Below are 20,024 nucleotides of genomic sequence, written 5' to 3'. Positions count from 1 at the left end.
AGCCGGGACCCAGAATGCCGCAACATGGGCCCCGGCTCTGCAGCGCACCACTGATGTGCTGTGCTGCGTCCGGGGCAAGTGAGGGTGACCCAATGCGTTTTGCCGCGATTGCCGACGTCCACGGAAACTATCTCGCACTGGAGGCGGTGCTTGCCGACATCCGTGCGCTTGGGATCACCGACATCGTCAATCTCGGCGACATGCTGAGTGGCCCGCTCGATGCGCGCCGCACCATCGAGATCCTGATGCCGCTCGACGCCGTGCATGTGCTCGGCAATCACGACCGCTATCTGCTCGATCGTCCGCCGGAGAAGATGGGATCGTGGGACCGCCCCGCGCATGCGCAGCTCAACTCCGCGCAGCTCGACTGGCTGCGCGCGCAGCCGATGACACGCGTATTTCGCGAGCAGGTCTTTCTCTGCCATGCGACGCCCAGGGATGACGAAGTCTACTGGCTCGACACCGTGCACCCTGACGGCACGGTCGCGCTGTCGCCGCTCGATCGCATCGAGCAGTTCGCGCAAGCCATCACGCAGTCGCTGATCCTCTGCGCCCACACCCATCTCGCCCGCGCGGTTCGGCTTCGCGACAACAGGCTGATCGTTAATCCCGGCAGCGTCGGCAGCCCCGGCTATCGCGACGTGCATCCGTTCCCGCATCTGGTCGAAGCCGGCACGCCGCACGCGCGCTATGCGATCCTCGAACTTGTTGATCGGGCGTGGCAGGCAACGTTCCGCCAGATCGCCTACGACCATGAAACGATGGCCGCGCTCGCCCGCAACAACGGCCAGCCGGAGCTGGCCAACGCTCTGGCGACAGGGTGGATCAAATAGACGGCTTCATCCGGCTATGGCTTGACTCAGATAGTATGTGCGCTTATTATAAGCGCGCATACTAAGAGGAGGTCATGCCATGAACGACGAAAGCACCTGGCGGAGCGAATACGCCATCGAGACGACGGCAAGCCCGGAGACGATCTGGAGCATCTTTCGCGATGTCCCGGCCTGGAAGAACTGGAACGCGGGTATCGCGCAGATTGCCATCGACGGGCCGTTTACATCAGGCACCTGGTTCACGATGACGCCGCCCGGCGAGGAGCCGCTGCGTTCGCAACTGGTCGATGTTCGCGAGAACGTCTGCTTCGTCGATGAAACCCGGGTCGGCGATCTCGCCATCCTTGTCGCCCATCGCATCGAGCCGCTCGGGCCGGCGCGCACGCGCATTGTCTACGCCGTCGATGCAAGCGGCCCGCAGGCCGCCGAGATCGGTCCGGCCGTTTCCGCCGACTTTCCGGAGGTGCTGGCGAGCCTTGCGAAGCTGGCTGAAGGGGCGCGATGACCAAGCCGCCGCTCCCGACACGACTGTCCGGCCCCGCCGAAAGCCCGGGCTTTCTGCTCTGGAAAATCTCCAACGCCTGGCAACGCCGGTTGCGGGTGGCGCTTCAGCCTTACGAGCTCACCCATTCGCAGTTCGTGCTGCTGGCGACCGCGACCTGGTTTGGCGCTGAGGAAACGCTGACCCAGGCGCGGCTCTCGCAGCTGAGCGGCATCGATCCGATGACGACTTCGCAGGTGTTGCGTGCGCTGGAGGCGGCCAGGTGGATCGAGCGGATCGATCATCCCCAGGATCCGCGCGCCAAGGCGATCACGGTCACCAGAGCGGGCCGCGATCTCGCGCGCAAAGCCGTCGTGGCCGTCGAGGACGCCGACGCCGCGTTCTTCAAGCCGCTCGCGTCCGATACCAAGCGGCTGGTTGCAATGTTTCAGACGCTCGTCGATGAAACCGACCAACAATAAAACGGCCGGCGAAGCGCCGGCCGTTGTCGAAAATCATCGTGTCGCGACGTGGATCAGACCGCCGACGTGATCCACTGCTGAAGCTTCGCCTTCGGCGCCGCACCGACCTGGCGGGAGGCCATCTCGCCGCCCTTGAAGATCATCAGGGTCGGGATCGACATCACGCCGTACTTCGACGCAGTCTTCGGGCTCTCGTCGACGTTGAGCTTCACGATCTTGACCTTGTCGCCCATCGCGCCGGCGATCTCGTCGAGGGCGGGTGCGATCATGCGGCAGGGGCCGCACCACTCGGCCCAGAAATCGACGACGACGGGGCCGTTTGCCTTGAGCACTTCGGCTTCGAAATCGGTGTCAGAAACCTTGCCAACGGCCATTGGAGTACCTCACTCGGTTGAAAGAGAATCGGCGCGACCTGGAATCGCGCCGGGATCATGGCGTCAACCTATGAACGGCCCCTTGCCGGGTCAAGGACGCTCACACCGAGATGAAGAGATGCCAGCGCCGCGTCCAGCGCGGGGGCTGAAATCTCCATATATTCAAGGGCCTCGGTCCAGAGCAGGACCGCCCGGATGGGCCTTTGGGGATAAAGCCGCGCCAACACCGCCCGGTACAGCGCAAGCTGCCGGACATAGGCGGCCGGTGCTTCGGCGACGCTTTTCGGGGCCGCCTGGTTGGTCTTGAAATCGACGATCAAGACCTCGTCCGGACGAACGACCAGCCGATCGATCTGACCTGATACGAGCGCCGGCGGGCGGTCCGGCCGGTCCAGCCGGCCGACGATCGCGACTTCGGCCCGGCTGCCGGTCGCAAACACCGGCGCGAATCGCGGCTCGGCGATCAAGGCCAGCACCTTGTCGGCCAGCGCGGCGCGGTCGGGGTCGGCCCAGTCAGAGGCGTTACGCGCCATGAAGCCGAGCGCGGCCTCGCGCCGGCGCTCGGTGGCGATATCGGGGAGCGATTGCAGCAACCGGTGCACCAGCGTGCCGCGTTGCAGCGCCAGCGCGCGCGACCGGACTGATTCGCCTGGCCGGACCGTGCGGCCGTCCTCGGCCGATTGGCCGGAGGGACGAACTGGATCGTCATCGACAGTCTCGCCCGGTGCAGGCGTCCGCAGCCAGTCCGGCAGCACGATTGTCTGGTCCACGGACGTCGCCGGCGTGCCCAGCGCTGTGACATCCTCGGGGCGGGCGAATCGCGTCACCTTGCCGAGCGGCGTCTCGATCGTCTCCTTCTCCAGCCCCGATCCTGACAGCCCGGTGTCGATCAAATCGTACCAGCTCAGCTTGCGGACCGTTCTCATGTTGCCGGGCAGGCAGCCGCCAACGATCAGGCGATCGGCTGCGCGCGTCATCGCGACATAGAGCAGGCGGCGATATTCGTCCTCGGTCTCCTCCAGCATCGCCTTGCGTGCGTCGGCGACAGGCTTGGGATCGTCCGCCTTGCGGCCGGCCCAGACCACGACCTCGCCGCCATTGCCGCGCGGCACGTTGATCAGCCGGACGCGCTGCGAGTCCGCCGGTGAGGATGTGGTGTCGACCATGAACACGACCGAGGCTTCGAGACCCTTGGCGCCGTGCACGGTCATCACCCGCACCTCGTCGCGGGTGATCTCCATGTCGCGCTTCACCTCGGTGTCGGCGGAACGCAGCCAGGCCATGAAGCCCTGCAGCGAGGCCGGGGCCTTGCGCTCGCAATTCAGCGCCAGCTCCAGGAATTCGTCGAGCGCATCGTTCGCTTCATGCCCGAGCCGGCGCAGGATCCGCGCGCGGCCGCCGTCGCCGCCAAGCAGCCAGGCGTAGAAGGCGAACGGTGTCTCCTCGCGCGCACGCATCTCGCAAGCCTCGAGGCGATGCAGGACGGTCGCGAATTTCTCGATCCCAGCCGCATGCTCACTGAGCGCGCGGCGCAGCGAGCCCTTGCGGTCGTGCGCAAGCGCGAAGAGATCGTCGTCGTCTAGCCCGAACAGCGGGCTCTTCAGCGCCACCGCCAGCGCGAGATCGTCCTGCGGCAGCAGCAGCGCGTCCGCGAGGTTCATCAGGTCGATGATCGCGATATGCTCGGTCAGTTTCAGCCGGTCGGCGCCGGCGACGGGAACGCCGGCGTGCTTCAGCGCCTGGATCACGGCGTCGAACGCATTGCCGCGCCGGCGCACCAGGATCAGCATGTCGCCGTAGCGCAGCGGCCGCCGCTCGCCTTCGTGTCCCGTCAGCGTGCCGCTCTCGACCAGCCGCTTGATCTCGGCCTGGATGCGGCGGGCGAGCTTGACCTCCGGACTGGTCACGGCGACGCCATCGAACGGCGCGCGCCAGCCCTCGATTTCCTGCCGCTCGTCGGCTTCGGCGAGGTCCCACAGCTCGATCACGCTGGGACCGGCATCGGCGAGCGCATTGTGCAGGGGATGGCCGATCTCGACCGAATGGATGCTTTTGTAGATCTGGGGCTCGCGGAACACGTGATCGACCGAGTGCAGGATCGCGGCGCCCGAGCGGAACGAATAGGTGAAGGCAACAGGATCGAATTTCAGTCCTGCCGCGGTGAACTTGCGATGCAGCTCGCGCCGGCGCGCGTCGAATTCGTGCGGCGCCGCGCCTTGGAACGAGAAGATCGACTGCTTCTCGTCGCCGACCGCAAAGACCGTGCGATTCAGCCCTTCGCGCGCGCCTTCGCCGGCGGTGAATTCCGAGATGATGTGCGCGACGATGTCCCACTGCCGTGGGCTGGTATCCTGGGCTTCGTCGATCAGCACGTGATCGACGCCGCGGTCGAGCTTGTAATGCACCCAGCCCGCGGAGATGCGGTTGAGCATCGCCAGCGTCTTGTCGATGAGGTCGTCATAGTCGAGCAGGCCGCGCTCTTGCTTCTCGCGGCGATAGTTAGCAGCCGCAGCGGTTGCGATATGCAGGAGGGCCGCGGTGCGGTCGCGCATGGTCACGGCGCGGCGTTTCTCGACCAATCCGCTGAGGCGCAGCGCTTCGTTCTCGAACAGGCGCGCGACGGACGGATTGTGCTCGCCGAACTTCTTGGTCACAACCGCCTTGCGCGGCAGCTTTTCGTCGGTGAGGAAGACAGACAGATACGCATCGACCTGAGCGGCGCCCGAAAACACCTTTGCTTCGCGGAGCCGGCTCGCCTGATCGTTGTCGGATTTGCTGCCGTCTTCCAGGGCGAACGCGATGTCGTCCCAGCGCGATCGCGGCAGGAACGGGCCATCGAGAATCTCGGTCTCGACAACCTCGATGCGATCGCTCGCGTCCACACCCAGCACGGCCGCCATCTGCTCGGCCGCCGCGCCGGCGTTGCCGGCCTCATCGGTCCACGCCATGAAATGATCGCGGCTCAGGCACGCCTCGCGCACGACCTCCTTGAAGGTGACGTCGGCCGCGCTCGCCATCGCAGTCAGCAGCGCGCGGCCGGTGACGCTGTCGGGATCGCGCGCGGCCTCCAAAAACACCTTCAGATTGGCGCGCTCCATCATGTCGGTCTGGTCGCGATCGTCCATCACGGCGAACCGCGCCGGAACGTTGGCCTCGAACGGAAATTGCTGGAGCAGGCGGGTGCACAGCGCGTGGATGGTCTGCACCTTCAGACCGCCCGGCGTCTCCAGCGCGCAAGCAAACAGTTTTCGCGCTTCGCGGCGGAGTTTCGCGCTGGGGTGTGGGATGCCGACGGCGCGGATCGCAGCATCCAGCCCGGTATCGTCGAGCGTCACCCAATGGCCAAGCGTCGTGAACACGCGCTCGGCCATGTTGGCGGCGGCGGCCTTGGTGAAGGTGATGCAGAGGATCTTTTCCGGCGGCACGCCTGATAGCAGCAGGCGGATCACGCGCTGCACCAGCACATGAGTCTTGCCCGAGCCGGCATTGGCGGACACGAAGGCGGATGCAGTCGGGTCCGACGCCCGCGCCTGCCGCGCGCGCACTTCATCCGGGATTGGGCGGGAGGCCTTTACCATTCTTCGATCCCCAGGCCGCCGGCCGCGGACCATTCCTTGATCCGGGCGAGATCGTCATAGGCGCCGTAGCGGTTGGTCCACATCGGCAGGTTCAGCGAGGTGTAGGGCTGGTTCTCGTCGTCGAAGGCGCGGATCAGCGCCTCCAGCTTGGCCCGCGCTTCTGCAGCCGCCGTGTCCGGCGGCTGCGGTTCGTCGCCGGGCTTGTATTTGAGCTCGAGGATGCGTTCCTCGCCCGGCGGATTGTTGCCGCTCAGGCGGACATAGACGAGTTGGCTCACCGACGCACCGGCGTCGATGCCGGGGAAACCACCCTCGCGCAGGATCGCGGCCTCAAGCGTCAGCTGTGGCGACAAGCCCATGCGGACCTGCTTGCCGGTCGGCGGCTGGCCGGTCTTGTAGTCGAGGATGGCGTAGGCGCCGCCCTGGCGCCGCTCGATGCGGTCGGCGCGGGCGGAGAGCTTGAAGCTGCGCTCATTGTCGAGCCTGATCGATATCTCGCCGCGCGTCTCCGCCGTGATCGCCTCGATCGCCTCGCGCCGCGCCGTCTCCCATTCGCCGAACCAGCGCGCGATGCGCTGGAAGCGCGGCCACCACAGGGCGCGCGCCTCGGGCCGCTCCATCAGCGGCGCAAAATATTTCTCGCCGATCGTGCGCAGCACGCGGGCAGGATCGTCGGGCAGATGCCCGGCATAAGTTTCGGTGAACTCGCCGAGTGCATCGTGGATCGCCGAGCCGCGGTCGGCGGCCGAGAGCGGCATGTCGACGGGATCGAGCGCGTCGAGGCGCAGAATGTGCTTGGCGTAGATCGTGTAGGGATCGCGCAGCCAGTCCTCGATCGCGGTCACCGACATCTTCAGCGGTCGCGTCGCGCGCGGCGGCCGCGGCTCAGGCTGCTTGATCGGCCTGACCTCGGCCGGCTGATCCAGTGCACTTGCAAACTGCACGTATTTTTCGCCGGCGCGAACGGCGGTCTTCCAGAGATCGTCGCCCGCGACGGCCTCCAGCCGGTGCAGGAAGCGCGAAGCCACCGCCGGCGCGCCGCCGGCCTTGGCGGAATGGGTGAGGATCACCTCGTCGCCGCCGAGCAGTTGCGCGAAGTCATGCGCGGAGAGGCCGATGCGGCGCTCCGGCAGATCAAGGCCAAGCTCGTGTCGCATCGGCCGGCTGAGCCAGGGATCGATCCGAGGCGCCGGCGGCCAGACACCTTCGATGAGCCCACCGATGATGATTCGGTCGGCCTGCATCAGGCGCGATTCCAGCGGACCGTAGATCTGCAGCCGCGCGCCGGGCTTGTCCCGCCGACGCACGGCGCGATCGCTGAATGCGGTCTGGAAGACGTCGGCATAGTCCGGCAGCGTCACCATCAGTCCGCTGGTGGTGCCGCCGCGCAGGAGATCGTCGAAGGCGCCGGCGAGCGCGAGGCCCTCGCGCTCCTCGAAGGCGAGCGGGATGCCCTGCTCGTCGCGCGACAGCTCGATCAGGATCTCGCGATGGCGATGCGCGAGCTCGGCGAAGTCGAATGGTTTTGACGACGCGAGACTTTCGAGCGGCGCCAGAGCTCTCTGCAACGCGTCGATCAGCGCCTGGATACGATCGAGGTCCTCCGCCTTGAGACGTGCGCGCGGCTCAGCCTTATGCAGCGCAGAGACTTCGCTGCGCCACAGCTTTGCCAGCTCCTCGCGAAAGCGGTTGAACTCGCGCAACAAACCGCCCGTGCCCGCAGGCGGGCGCGTGCCGCGCAAGACGGCGAGCTCGAGGTCCTCGATCGCCGTCTTCCACGCACCGCTCGCGCGGCCGAGCCCACACAGCGGATGTTTCAGCATCGCCAGCAGCGTCGGCGGCTCCAGGCCCTTGGTGGCCGCCTCTGCCGCGAGTCGCGCAAACACGCCGGCCGAGGTTTCCATCAGCACATCGCCGCCGGAATCATCGAACGCCAGATCCCACCGCGTCAGCGCCGCCATCACCCGCCGTGCCAGCGCGCGGTCCGGCGTCACCAGCGCCGCCGATTTGTCGAGATGCCGCGCCTCGCGCATCGCGATGGCGATCGCGAGCGCTTCCATTTCCGGATTGGGCGCCGCCACGACCGCGAGATTCTGCATGCCGCCCGCGACCTTCGCCGCCACGTCAGGCTGCTTCAGCCGGTCATGCCATTTCTCGGTGGCGCTCGACGGCCGCATTGATTCCGATGCGAGCAGATCGCGGCCATGCGACGCAGGCGGCTCCAGGATCTCGACGTCGCTGCGCTTGATGCCGAAACGCTGCAGCAGGCCATGCATCGCATATTGCGGATGGTTCGAGGTCGGATTCTCGATGATGCCCAGCAGGTCCCTGCTGCCGCCGATGATCTGCCAGGCTTCCTCGTCGAGATCGGTGTCGAGCCCCGGCAGCACGACGGCGCCGTGGGGTAGTGAGGCGACTGCGTGCAAAAATTTTGCGGTGGCCGGCATCGAACCCGTCGAGCCAGCGGCGATCACGGGACCTCCGGGATGCGCGGTCAAGCGCCGTGCTTCGGCTGCGATCAACTGGTCGCGCCGTGCGGCGGGCTCGATCCGGCCGATCTCGGCGAGATGATTGGGCCAGGCGATCTTTGCGATCCGCAGGAATTCGAGCGAATGCTGCCAATATTGATCGAGACTATCAGGCACGAGCCCGTCGAGCGCGCTCCAGTCGATGCCGCGCGTCACCATGTCGTCGATCAGGCGGGCGAGATCGCCGGCCAACGCCAGCGTCGAGGCGGGGCCTCCGACCACCAGCGGCGCCAGCACTGGGCCCTTGGCCCAGGCGGCAACGAGCTGCGCCAGTGTCAGTCGCCGTTCGAGCTCATCGAGCCGCGGCGGAATTTCAAGCGGCGTTGCGCCGGAAAACTGTTCACCCTCCTCGGCAAAAGCGAGCTCGTCCTCGTCGATGTCGCCGAGCGCGACGATGCGCGGCAGCACCACGGCATCCGCCTTCATCTCGTCGAGAAAGATCTCGCGCACGACGCGCATGGCGCGCCGCGTGGGCAGATAAAGCGTGGCATCCGCCAGCCGCGCCGGTTCCTTGCGTGCCTGGAATCCCTCGACCAGCCGGCCATCGAGCAGGCTTGCTACGATGGTGCGCAGAAACGGAACTGAGAGAGGAACACTGAAAACGCGCATGGGCCGCCTGATTCGGGATCAGGCGCCAATATAGGGAGGCGGATTCAAATGGTCATGGGCCGGGGCGAAATCGTCCCCGCTGTTCGCTAAGCATCACTCTCGTGCCCCGGACGCGGCGCAGCACGTAGTGATGCGCCGCTGAGCCGGGGCCCAGCCAACTTCGTTCCGCAAGTGAGGATAGAGTGGGTCCCGGCTCTGCGGAGCGGCACTTCGCGCCGCACCGCGTCCGGGACAAGAGAGTGTTCCTACGCCACGCTCTCCAAAAACGCCTCTTCCGCGGCATGCACCGCATCCGGCGTGCCGACATGCATCCAGACGCCGTCGAGGCGCAGGCCGAACAGGCGCTCCTGTTCATTGGCGCGGTCGAACATTTTGGTCAGCGAGAACTCGCCCTGCGGCGCACCTTCGAAGATCTTCGGCGACAGGATCGCCGCGCCCGCATAGACGAACGGGACGATCTCTTTCTCCTTGCGCTTGCGCAACGCGCCGTCGGGCAGCATGCCGTAATCGCCGCGGCCGCTATAGCCGATGCTGGTTGCGGTCGGCGCCATCAGCAGCAGGATGTCCATGCGCTCAGGGTCGAAGTTTTCGGCAAGCCGCTCCAGGTTCGAGCGCACCCCGTCGATCCACAGCGTGTCGGAATTGACGTGAAAGAACGGCGCATCGCCGAGCAGCGGCAGCGCCTTGACCACGCCGCCACCGGTGCCGAGCACCTGGTCGCGCTCGTCCGAGATGGTCACGCGCGGATGCTGGCGCGATGCCGTGTGATCGATGATCTGGTCCGGCAGATAATGCACGTTGACGATCGCGTCGGTGACGCCCGCCTGGCCGAGCTTGTCGAGGACGTGATCGAGCAGCGGCTGGCCAGCCACCGGCACCATCGGCTTCGGCATCTTGTCCGTCAGCGGACGCATGCGCAGGCCGAAACCTGCGGCGAGCACCATGGCTTTGGTCGGTTTGACGGACATGCCTCGGCTTTCTCGAACCTCTAAAATTCGCGCGTTTGCAGGAATGCTAGCACGGACCGGACCAGGCCGCACCGCATCTGAACCGCCTTAACCAGCCGCCGTGACGGTTGTACGACGTGTGTTGCGCTCACGCCCCGACGGCTGTGGAACGCGCCTTTTTCTTTTTGTCACCGACCTTCAGGAAATTGACGCCGATCTGGTCGCCATTCACCCAGGCCAGTTCGCAGCGCCGGTACGCGAGTCCGGTGGACGACAGCAGCAGAAAAAATTCCTTCAGATGCAGGCCCTCGACCGAGCCGTCGATGGTCAGCTTGGCGCCGGTCTCGGAGACGTCCTCCATGGTGCAGTCGCGCCGCCAGGTGCCGTCGATGCCCATCATCTGGGCCGCGATCCCGCGTTCGAAAATAACCCTGGCGTTCCCGCGATGGTCCGTCTTGACCGCCATCTGCCCTTGCTCCAGCCACGTATCTGTCCGGCTGCCTGCGGGCGATGATACCGGTGCGACGGCTAACAGCCGGTAAACCGGTTCCCGCTCAGGGTCGCGGCGGCGGGACGTTGGCGAGGTACCAGTCGCGCAGATGCTCGAGCGCCGGATGCGCCAGGGAGCGCTGAAGATAGGTCCAGATCCGCGGCTGGTGGCGCAGGTAATGCGGCTTGCCGTCGCGGCGGTTGAGCCGGGCGAAGGTGCCGAGCAGGCGCGTGTTGCGCTGTGCCGACATGATGGCATAGAGCTCGGCGAAGCCGGCCGCATCGAAGCTCGCATCTTCAAGCCGGCGCGCCTTGATGTAGCGCGACAGCAGCGTCAGCTCGAGGGTCTCAGGGACGTCGATGCGGGCGTCCTGCAACAGCGACACCACGTCATAGGCGTGCGGCCCGAGCACGGTGTCCTGGAAGTCGATCACGCCGACGCGCGCCATGCCGGCGCGATCCGCGAGCCAAATCAGATTGGGCGAGTGGTAGTCGCGGATGACCCAGGTCTTTGGCGCGGCCAGCGGCTTCTTCAAGAGCTCGCGCCACATCGCAAAGAACTCCGCGTGCTTCGCCTCGCTCAGCGGCGCGTTGCGATCGGGCAGATACCATTCCGGCATCAAGCCGATCTCGATCAGCAGTGCCTCGATGTCCCACGCCGGAATGGCATAGGTCTGCCCGTCGAGCGGTAGGGTTTCCGGCAGCGTCTTGCCATGCAGCACGGCCAGCACGTCGGTCGCGGCTTCATAGCGTTCGGGAATCGGCCGCGGCGGATCGCCTTCGATCACGCCTTCGCTGCCGAAATCCTCCGAGATCAGAAAGCCGTCGTCGAGATCGACATGATGGATTTTCGGCGCGGAGACTCCTGCCGCGCGCAGGCCTTCGTCGAGGGCAACGAACGGCTTGATGTTTTCCGCCAGATGCACCGCGGCGCTGTAGGATTTTCCGTTGTAGATCGCGGCGCCATCGGGTCGCTGCGGCGAATTCATGAGGATGACGATTTCGTCGTCGCGGATCAGCCGCGCATAGGAGCGTGTCGAGGCATCGCCAGGCATGCGCTTCCGAGCCGCGTCGATGTAGCCTGATACCTGGAGGAATTCGCGCAGGGTCTTCAGCCGCGCAACAACCGCTGCGCTCTTGCCATGACCGGTGATGTCGGCGGCGCGCGCATTTGAGCCCAGCGCGGGTCGATGCGTCAGCGCGATGTCGATGCGATCTTCGGGCATCGCCGACGGCGCGCGCTCCGGCCATTCGATCAGCACCAGCGTGGCATCGGGCAATGGCGACAGCCCGATCTCCTCGAGCTCGCTCTCGTCCTCGACGCGATAGAGATCGGCGTGCATGACCGGAAATGCCGGTAGCTCGTAGCCCTGCACCAGCGTGAAGGTCGGGCTCGGCACTTCCAGCTCGTCGTCGCCGGCGAGGTAGCGGATCAGGCTGCGCGCCGCTGCGGTCTTGCCGGCGCCGAGATCGCCTGTCAGCGTGATGGTATCGCCGGGGCCGACCAGCAGCGCGAGATCGGCCATCAATTGCGCGGTGGCCGTCTCGTTGTGAAGCGCGACGGAGAGTTTGGTGGGTTCGCTCATTCGGCGGCGTCGCGATGCGCCGCCTGGTCGGTCGGGAAGTCGCAAGTGACGGCCGTGCCATTGCCGACGACCGAATCCACCTGCACCTTGCCGCCATGCAGCTCGACGAAGGAGCGCACCAGCGACAGGCCGAGCCCGGCGCCGCGATGACGCGAGCCCTGCGAGCGGCTTTCGAACCAGTTGAACACCTTGTCCTTCATGTCGGCAGGTATTCCAGGTCCGGAATCTGTCACAATGAAGACGACGCTGCGCTCGGTGCGGCGCGCGCTGATGCCGACGGTGGAATCCTGCGGCGAGAAGCCGACGGCGTTGGCGAGCAGGTTATAGAGCACCTGCACCACGCGCTTCTCGTCGCCGATGAAGCTGCCGACATCGGGCGCGATCTCGACCTTGAGGCGGATGCGGTCGGTGGCGAGCCGGTCCTGGATGCCTTCGGCGGCAAGCTCGATGGTCTTGCTGACATCGACCGGACCGAGCTCCAGCTTCATGGCGCCGGCGTCGATGGTGGCGAGATCGAGAATATTGTTGGTCAGCGCCAGCAGCGCGTTGGTCGATTTGGTGACGTAGTCGAGATATTCGGCCTGCTTGGGCGTCAGCGGCCCGGTCGAGGGGTCGCTGAGGAAATGCGCGAAGCCGATGATGGTGGTGAGCGGCGAGCGCAGCTCGTAGGAGACGTGGTGGACGAAATCCACCTTCATCTGGTCGGCGGCTTCCAGCGCCTCGTTGCGTTCGCGCAGCGCGCGCTCGACATTCTCGGTGTCGGTGATGTCGAGGAAGGTCAGCATGGTCGCGCCGTCGTGCAGCGGGCGGATCATGCCGTCGAGCACGCTGCCGTCCTTGCGCTCGAGCTTCAGCGGCACGTCGCCGCGATTCTCGATCGAGGTGATGGCCTCGCGGATCTGGCGCCAGACCACGGCGTCGTCGAACAGTTGATGGCACCAGCCTTCGACCGTCTGGATATGCGGCTCCTCGCGCATGGAATCGTTCGAGAGCTTCCACATCCGCAGGAAGGCCGGATTGAACAGCTGCGCCTTGCCATTGCTGCCGAACACGGCGACGCCCTCGGCGAGGCTGTCCAGCGTCTCGCGCTGGACCCGGATCATGCCGTCGAAGCGGCGGGCGAGCTCGAGGCTTTCGGTGACGTCGTCCAACAGATAGGTGACGCCGCCCTCGGGATTTGGCGTGGTGACGACGGAGAGCGCGCGGCCGTCCGGCAGATACCAGGTGTCCTTGGCGGCCTCGACCGCGCGATAGGCCTCGTGCAGCTTGGCCTTCCAGGCGCGGAAATCAGGCTGCTCCTGCAATTTGCGCGCGGCGCGGAGCTTGTCGAGCACGCTGGAATCGTCCGGATTGGCATCCAGGAAGGTGCGGTCGAGGTCCCACAGCCGGCGGTAGGAGTCGTTGTAGAAGGCGAGCCGGCGCTGGCCGTCGAACACGGCGACACCCGAAGAGAGCTGGTCGAGCGTACGTCGATGCGCCTCCGCCATCCGCACCAGCGCAGCACTCAGCGCATCCGCTTCGGATGCGTCGATCGCGACGCCGACGCTGCCATTGCCGACATTGACAGCGCGCACGTCGTACATGCGCCGCTCGCCGCCGATCACGATCGGCAGCCGCGAGGAGAAGTGCGCTGCCTCCTTCAGGCTGCGCTCCATGGCGGCGCGGTCGGCGCTGTCGAGCAGCTCGAGCTTGCGCTCCTGGGCGTCGGTGATGCTGGTCGCTTCCGTCGCACGCACATAGGCCGGATTGGCGAAGTTCAGCGCGCCATTCTCGCCCTTGGCCCAGATCGGCCATGGCGCCGCTGCGGCGAAGCCACGCAGCATCTCGGTCTCATCCGAGAGCGCCTTGTAGCGCAGATTGGTTTCGGCAAGTTCACGCCGCAGGCCGGACAATTCGCGAATCCGGACAATGGCTTGGCCGCCGATGGCGCGACCGAGTGCTTCCAGCGTGTGGCCGTTGGCTGTGGTCAGCGTCAGCTGGAAGCCGTCACCGCGTTCGCGCAAGCCATCGACGGCGTGGTCCATTTGCAGTGCCGGTTCCGGCGGCAGCCAGGTTCCGAAGGCGAGCACGCGCTGCGGCGAGGGGTCGCGCGGCAACACCATGGAGATATCGCCCGAGATCTGCGCGCGATCGTCGCCGGCCGGCCATGAGATCAGGACCTGCGGCTCGGCGAACAGCAGCGCACCGAAGCGGTCGGTCTGCAGCTGTAGTTCCCTGATCCGTCCGCGCAACGCCGCTTCGTTCTTCGCGGTGCGCACGCGCGTGCGCATCAACAGGATCGCGGCCACCACCGTGAACCCGAGCAAGGCCAGCGCGGTGGCCAGCACCGCGAGCTCCTGCCGGTTGAAATCCAGCAATATCGAGAGTGTATCGACGACGTCGGCGGCTTTCGCCGGCCCAGCCGGCAGCAGCGCTGCGAGAGCGCCTCCCAACAAGCTGTTGCGCGCCAGCGAAGTGCACGACAGCAGCGTCCGACGCATCGACACGATCACGTCTGACATAGTTGCCCCAAGACCGCACGAATTGACCGCACTGCGACCCCCGTCGCGCGCGAATCAAACGACAATACCCTCCCCACGACTCCACCGGTAAGAGTCCAGACCGTGAACGCAAACCCGGCCCCAAAAAAATGCGGGGCGTGGAGTTCCGGCCTCACGTAATTCTGCGGATGATTCGGTTGAGATTGCTGGGCGTTAGCGTGTCGGGCGGATTGCCTGCGCCGATGGCGGCGTGCTCCGTCGCCCGCTTTGCGGGAGTTTTGTGCAAAGCTCCCGCAAGCGGGAGAGGCAAAAAACTACCGCCCCGTCGACCCAAACCCGCCGGCGCCGCGATCGGTCGATGACAGCGTCGCGACCTGAACCAGCGCGGCCTGGACCACGGGCGCGATCACCATCTGCGCGATGCGCTCGCCGCGCTTGATCACGAAGGGCGTGGCGCCGTGGTTGATCAGGATCACCTTGATCTCGCCGCGGTAGTCGGCGTCGATAGTGCCGGGCGTGTTGAGCACGGTGACGCCGTGCTTCGCCGCAAGTCCGGAGCGTGGCCGCACCTGGGCTTCAAAGCCTGATGGCAACGCGATCGCGAGCCCGGTCGGCACCAGCGCATATTGGCCCGGCGCGAGCGTCACCGGCTCGCTCTCCGCCACAGCGGCCATCAGGTCGAGGCCGGCGGCATCAGCGGTCTGATAGGCCGGCAGCGGCAGGCCCTCGGCGTGGGCCAGTTGCTGCAGTTCGACGGTGACCTTCGTGCTCAAGATGCCGGCTCCAAGGATTAGGCGACGGGTTTGTCGACGGATTTGTCGGTCACGCGCTTCACGATATGCGCGACCAGTTCGATGGCGACCTGTTCCTTGGTCATGACAGGCCAGGAATCAACTGTGATCTCGCCGTTGTTCTCAGCATTCTTGCTGATCAGGTGCACGGTGTTGCGGTCGCCGCCCATCACGCCCGTCGCGGGCGAGACGTCATTGGCGACGATCCAGTCGCAGCCCTTGCGGGCGAGTTTTGTCTTGGCGTTGTCGATGAGATGCTCGGTCTCGGCGGCAAAGCCGATCACCAGCGGCGGCCGCTTGTCGGCGAGTTTTGAGATCGTGGCGAGAATGTCGGGGTTCTCGACCAGTTGCAGCGGCGGCATGCCGGCGGACGTCTTCTTCAGCTTCTGCTCGCCTTCATTGGCAACGCGCCAGTCGGCGACGGCGGCAGCGAAAATCGCGATGTCGGCGGGAAGTGCTGATTGCACCTGCTCCAGCATCTGCCGCGCCGATTCGACATGCTTCACCGTGACGCCGGCGGGATCGTCGAGATCGACCGGGCCGCTCACCAGGATCACCTCTGCGCCCGCAGCCTGGGCTGCGGCAGCAATCGCAAAACCCTGCTTGCCCGAGGAACGGTTGGCAATGTAGCGCACCGGATCGATCGGCTCATGGGTGGGACCCGCGGTGATCAGCACGCGCTTGCCGGCCAGCGGCCGCGGCACCGGCGGCCGCAGCAGTTTCTCGGCGGCATTGGCGATTTCGATGGCCTCCGACATGCGGCCGACTCCGGCTTCGCCCGCCTCGGCCATCTCGCCTGAGTTGGGGCCGATCAGCAGGACGCCGTCGCGCTGAAGCTGCGCGACGTTGCGGCGGGTCGCCGGGTTGTTCCACATCAGCGGATTCATCGCCGGCGCCAGCAGGATCTTTCTGGAGGTCGCAAGCAGGATCGCGCTGGCAAGATCGTCGGCATGGCCGTTGGCCATCTTCGCCATCAGATCGGCGGTCGCCGGCGCCACCACGATCAGATCGCAGTCGCGGGCGAGGCGGATGTGGCCGGCGTCGAACTCGCTCTGGGGATCGAACAGATCGTTGTAGACGCGCTCATGGGAGAGGGCGCTCACCGAGAGCGGGGTGACGAACTGTTCGGCCGCCTTGGTCAGCACGCAGCGGACCTCGATGCGCCGCTCCTTCAGCCGGCGGATCAGGTCGAGCGACTTGAAGGCCGCGATGCCGCCGCCGATGATCAGGGTAACGCCGGCCTCAGGGACGGCACTGGAGCGCAGGGCCGCCGGCGCGGGGGACGCTTCGGGCGGCGCCGAAAACGGCGTCAGCGGCTCCTCACGGCCCTCGATCAGCTCCCGCAGGATGACCCGGACCTCTTCCTCGACCGACCTGCGGTTCCTGGCCGAGCGCAGGCGCAAATAGGCTTTGACGGTGTCGTCGAGCTTGCGGATGGTCAGGCTTGCCATGACGCCCCTCCAGCACGGATGATAGCGATGCTATCACCTTCGTGATTGCAGTGCAATCATGCTCTTGGTGATCACAGATTCCGGACGGCGATCAGGATGCCGATGAAGGTCACGGCGATGATCCAGACCGCCACGGTGCGCCAGCGGTTCTTGCGGCCCTCGCTGCGGCCCATCGCGGCGATGCTCTCCGGCGATAGCCGGATGCCTTCCCGCGTCATGGTTTCGAGCTGCTCGAGCACCGCGACCGAGCGCTGCACGATGTCGGGCAGGCGCATCAGCACGCGGGCGATGTCGCCGCCGCCGGCGAGCGCGCCTTGCACCCGGCCAGCAGGTCCGAGATTGCGTTCGATCCATTCGCGGACCACGGGATCGGCGACCTTCCAGATGTCGAGCTTGGGATCGAAGCCGCGCGCGACGCCCTCGACCACCACCATGGTCTTCTGCAACAGGATCAATTCAGGCCGCGTCGTCATGTCGAACAGGCCGGTGACTTCAAGCAGCAGCGTCAAGAGCCGCGCCATCGAGATCTCCTCGGCGGTGCGGTTGTGAATGGGCTCGCCGATGGCACGGATGGCTTGCGCGAAATTCTCGACCGAATGATGCGAGGGCACGTAGCCCGCCTCGAAATGCACCTCGGCGACGCGGCGATAGTCGCGGGTGATGAAGCCGAGCAGGATTTCGGCGAGGAAGCGCCGCTCCTTCATGCCGAGCCGGCCCATGATGCCGAAATCGACCGCGACGAGACGGCCGGCATCATCCAGGAACAGGTTTCCAGGGTGCATGTCGGCGTGGAAGAAGCCGTCGCGCAGCGCGTGCCGCAGAAAACTCTGGATCACCTTCCGGCCGAGATCGGGCAGGTCGACCTGTGCTTCCGCCAGGCGCTTGTGATCGTTCAGCGCGATGCCGTCGATCCACTCCATCGTCAGCACGTTGTGCGTGGTGCGGTCCCAGTCCACATCGGGCACGCGGAAATCAGGATCGTCGCGCGTGTTTTCCGCCATTTCCGACAGCGCGGCCGCTTCCAGCCGCAGGTCCATCTCCATCGCGACCGAGCGCGACATGGTGTTGATGACCTCGACGAGGCGCAGGCGCCGCGCCTCGCTCGAATAGGTCTCGGCCTTGTGCGCGACGTAGAAGAAATCGGAGAGGTCGCGGCGGAAGCGCGAGGCGACGTTGGGCCTGAGCACCTTGACCGCGACCGCCTTGCGAATGCCGTCGCGCATCACCTCGCCGCGATGCACCTGCGCGATCGAGGCGGCCGCCACGGGTGCGCTGAGGCTGACGAACACATCCTTTAGCGGTCGCTCCAGCGAGGTCGCGATCGCAGCTTCAGCCTCGGCTTGCGGAAACGGCGGCAACCGGTCCTGAAGGCTTTCGAGGTCGCGCGCCATGTTGAAGCCGACGACGTCAGGACGTGTCGCCAGGAACTGGCCGAGCTTGAGATAGGCCGGGCCCATCCGCGTCAGCGCGCGCGAGATTCGTGGTCCCTGCTTGACGCCGCGGCGTTCGACGAGGCGGGCAAGCTTCAGCGCAAGCTGTCCGGGCGGCGGCACCAGGCTCGGGTCGACGGAGCCGAACACGCCCTCGCGCGCAAACACGAACGCAGCGCGGATCAGGCGCGTGATGTGGGTGATGGCAGAGATCACAAACGCCAGCCCGAATGCAGTGCGACGATGCCGCCGGTCAGGGTTTGCCAGCTCACGCGGGAAAAGCCGGCGTCGCGGATCATGTCGGCGAAGGCGTTCGGCTTCGGAAACTTGCGGATCGATTCGACCAGGTACTGGTAGGATTCCGCGTCGCCCGTGACCATGCGGCCGAGCGGCGGGATCACCTTGAACGAGAACAGGTCGTAGAGCTTGTCGAGGCCGGGCATCTCGACCGTCGAGAATTCCAGGCACAGGAAACGGCTGCCGGGCTTGAGCACGCGATAGGCTTCGCGCAGCGCCTTGTCGATTTGCGGCACGTTGCGAATGCCGAACGCGATCGTATATGCGTCAAAGCTGCGGTCGGCGAAGGCGAGCGCCTCGGCATTGCCCTCGACGAAATCGACCCGGGTGTCGAGGTGGCGCTTGGCGGCACGCTCGCGGCCCACCGCCAGCATGTCGGAATTGATGTCGCAGACGGTGGCGTGGAAGCCTTCCCCTGCCGCCTTGGCGGCGCGGAACGAGATGTCACCGGTGCCGCCGGCAACGTCGAGCAATTTGAACGGCCGGTCGCTGCGCGGCGGATCCAGCGCGTTGATCATGATGTCCTTCCAGACCCGGTGCAGGCCAGCGGACATCAAATCGTTCATCAAATCATAGCGCGACGCCACGCTGTGAAACACATCGTTCACCAGCGTCTGCTTGTCCCCCAGGGGTACGTCTTTGAAGCCAAAATGCGTGGTTTCGCCCGGCCGATCCATTACTCTACTCCACAGGGCGGACCATAGCGCGGCCGCCGCAATGGCGCTATCACACCGCCCTCATAAGGTGAATGCCTGACCATGCCTGAATTGCCCGAAGTCGAGACCGTCCGCCGCGGCCTTCAGCCCGTCATGGAGGGGGCGAAAATCGTCGCCGCGGAGGCCCGCAGACCCGATTTGCGCTTTCCGTTCCAGCCGGACTTTGTCGCCCGGCTGCAGGGGCAGATCGTCACGGGGTTGGGGCGCCGTGCAAAATATCTCATGGCCGATCTCGCCTCCGGCGACGTATTGCTGATGCATCTGGGCATGTCGGGCTCGTTCCGCGTCATCAAGCCGGACAACGAGGCTGCGCCCGGCGAGTTTCACTATCCCAAGGGCAAGGATTCCGCGCACGACCATGTGCTGTTTCGGATGTCCTCGGGCGCCGACATCGTCTTCAACGATCCGCGCCGCTTCGGTTACATGAAAGTGATCGCGCGCGAAGCGATCGAAGACGAGCCCTTGCTGCGCGACCTCGGCCCCGAGCCGCTCGGCAACGAGTTCGACGCCGCGATGCTGGCGAGCTCATGCGAGGGCAAGAAGACGAACCTGAAGGCTGCGCTGCTCGATCAGCGTGTGGTCGCAGGTCTCGGCAACATCTATGTCTGCGAAGCCCTCCACCGCTCGCATCTGTCGCCGCGCCGGATTGCCGCGACGCTGTCAACGAAGTCCGGACGACGCAAGGGCGTCGCCGTGGGCGAGCCGACGGATCACGCAAAACGATTGGTCGGTGCGATCCATACCGTGCTGAACGACGCCATCAAGGCCGGCGGCTCGTCATTGCGCGATCATCGCCAGACCTCCGGCGAGCTCGGCTATTTCCAGCATTCGTTCAAGGTCTATGATCGCGAAGGCGAGACCTGCACGACCCCGCGCTGCGGCGGCACCATCAAGCGCTTCACCCAGAACGGCCGCTCGACCTTCTGGTGTTCGAAATGTCAGAAGTGAGGGG

Annotated in this window: 15 protein-coding genes; 4 read left to right on the top strand and 11 right to left on the bottom strand. The window is 65.8% G+C overall.

Annotated features, from left to right (window positions below; genetic code table 11):
* Positions 1-92: 92 nt before the first annotated feature.
* The 3 genes from M2427_RS26150 (at position 93) to M2427_RS26140 (ending at position 1,796) form a co-directional block, all read left to right on the top strand.
* Positions 93-833: a metallophosphoesterase family protein gene (locus M2427_RS26150; RefSeq protein ID WP_280709698.1), complete on the top strand. Its 741-nt coding sequence runs from the start codon at positions 93-95 to the stop codon at positions 831-833.
* Positions 834-912: 79 nt separating this feature from the next.
* Complete coding sequence (locus M2427_RS26145; RefSeq protein WP_280709697.1) at positions 913-1,338, top strand: SRPBCC family protein; 426 nt, start codon at positions 913-915, stop codon at positions 1,336-1,338.
* The gene (locus tag M2427_RS26140; RefSeq protein WP_280709695.1) at positions 1,335-1,796 is read left to right on the top strand and encodes a MarR family transcriptional regulator; all 462 of its coding nucleotides are present in this window, start codon (positions 1,335-1,337) and stop codon (positions 1,794-1,796) included. Before M2427_RS26145 ends, M2427_RS26140 begins: the two co-directional genes overlap by 4 nt.
* 53 nt (positions 1,797-1,849) lie before the next feature.
* Here M2427_RS26140 and trxA read toward each other — a convergent pair whose 3' ends face one another.
* The 11 genes from trxA to ubiE form a co-directional block, all read right to left on the bottom strand.
* Complete coding sequence (gene trxA / locus M2427_RS26135) at positions 1,850-2,170, bottom strand: thioredoxin (RefSeq protein ID WP_007598398.1); 321 nt, start codon at positions 2,168-2,170, stop codon at positions 1,850-1,852.
* Between the two features lie 68 nt (positions 2,171-2,238).
* A complete protein-coding gene (gene addA, locus M2427_RS26130; RefSeq protein ID WP_280709694.1) occupies positions 2,239-5,748 on the bottom strand; it encodes a double-strand break repair helicase AddA in 3,510 nt (1,169 codons plus the stop codon).
* Positions 5,742-8,885: a double-strand break repair protein AddB gene (gene addB / locus M2427_RS26125; protein WP_280709692.1), complete on the bottom strand. Its 3,144-nt coding sequence runs from the start codon at positions 8,883-8,885 to the stop codon at positions 5,742-5,744. The genes addA and addB overlap by 7 nt, the downstream gene beginning before the upstream one ends.
* Before the next feature lie 245 nt (positions 8,886-9,130).
* On the bottom strand, positions 9,131-9,853 hold the full coding sequence (locus M2427_RS26120; RefSeq protein ID WP_280709691.1) for a nucleotidyltransferase family protein: 723 nt from the start codon (positions 9,851-9,853) through the stop codon (positions 9,131-9,133).
* Positions 9,854-9,980: 127 nt separating this feature from the next.
* Positions 9,981-10,298: a PilZ domain-containing protein gene (locus M2427_RS26115; protein WP_280709689.1), complete on the bottom strand. Its 318-nt coding sequence runs from the start codon at positions 10,296-10,298 to the stop codon at positions 9,981-9,983.
* 88 nt (positions 10,299-10,386) lie between these two features.
* The gene (gene tsaE / locus M2427_RS26110) at positions 10,387-11,907 is read right to left on the bottom strand and encodes a tRNA (adenosine(37)-N6)-threonylcarbamoyltransferase complex ATPase subunit type 1 TsaE (protein WP_280709687.1); all 1,521 of its coding nucleotides are present in this window, start codon (positions 11,905-11,907) and stop codon (positions 10,387-10,389) included.
* Complete coding sequence (locus M2427_RS26105; RefSeq protein ID WP_280709686.1) at positions 11,904-14,408, bottom strand: PAS domain-containing sensor histidine kinase; 2,505 nt, start codon at positions 14,406-14,408, stop codon at positions 11,904-11,906. The genes tsaE and M2427_RS26105 overlap by 4 nt, the downstream gene beginning before the upstream one ends.
* A 293-nt stretch (positions 14,409-14,701) precedes the next feature.
* A complete protein-coding gene (dut, locus tag M2427_RS26100; protein WP_280709685.1) occupies positions 14,702-15,160 on the bottom strand; it encodes a dUTP diphosphatase in 459 nt (152 codons plus the stop codon).
* Positions 15,161-15,177: 17 nt separating this feature from the next.
* Complete coding sequence (gene coaBC, locus M2427_RS26095) at positions 15,178-16,629, bottom strand: bifunctional phosphopantothenoylcysteine decarboxylase/phosphopantothenate--cysteine ligase CoaBC (protein ID WP_280709683.1); 1,452 nt, start codon at positions 16,627-16,629, stop codon at positions 15,178-15,180.
* 71 nt (positions 16,630-16,700) lie between these two features.
* The gene (ubiB, locus tag M2427_RS26090; protein ID WP_280709682.1) at positions 16,701-18,275 is read right to left on the bottom strand and encodes a 2-polyprenylphenol 6-hydroxylase; all 1,575 of its coding nucleotides are present in this window, start codon (positions 18,273-18,275) and stop codon (positions 16,701-16,703) included.
* A complete protein-coding gene (gene ubiE, locus M2427_RS26085; protein ID WP_280709681.1) occupies positions 18,272-19,033 on the bottom strand; it encodes a bifunctional demethylmenaquinone methyltransferase/2-methoxy-6-polyprenyl-1,4-benzoquinol methylase UbiE in 762 nt (253 codons plus the stop codon). The genes ubiB and ubiE overlap by 4 nt, the downstream gene beginning before the upstream one ends.
* A gap of 81 nt (positions 19,034-19,114) precedes the next feature.
* Here ubiE and mutM point away from each other — a divergent pair, with 81 nt between their 5' ends.
* The gene (gene mutM, locus M2427_RS26080) at positions 19,115-20,020 is read left to right on the top strand and encodes a bifunctional DNA-formamidopyrimidine glycosylase/DNA-(apurinic or apyrimidinic site) lyase (RefSeq protein WP_280709680.1); all 906 of its coding nucleotides are present in this window, start codon (positions 19,115-19,117) and stop codon (positions 20,018-20,020) included.
* The last annotated feature ends 4 nt before the right edge of the window (positions 20,021-20,024 follow it).

Origin of the sequence: Bradyrhizobium sp. BR13661 (genome assembly GCF_029892425.1) — a bacterium.
Taxonomy (GTDB): Bacteria; Pseudomonadota; Alphaproteobacteria; order Rhizobiales; family Xanthobacteraceae; genus Bradyrhizobium.
Note: the sequence above shows the minus strand (reverse complement) of the source record. Positions and strands in the feature narration are given on the sequence as shown.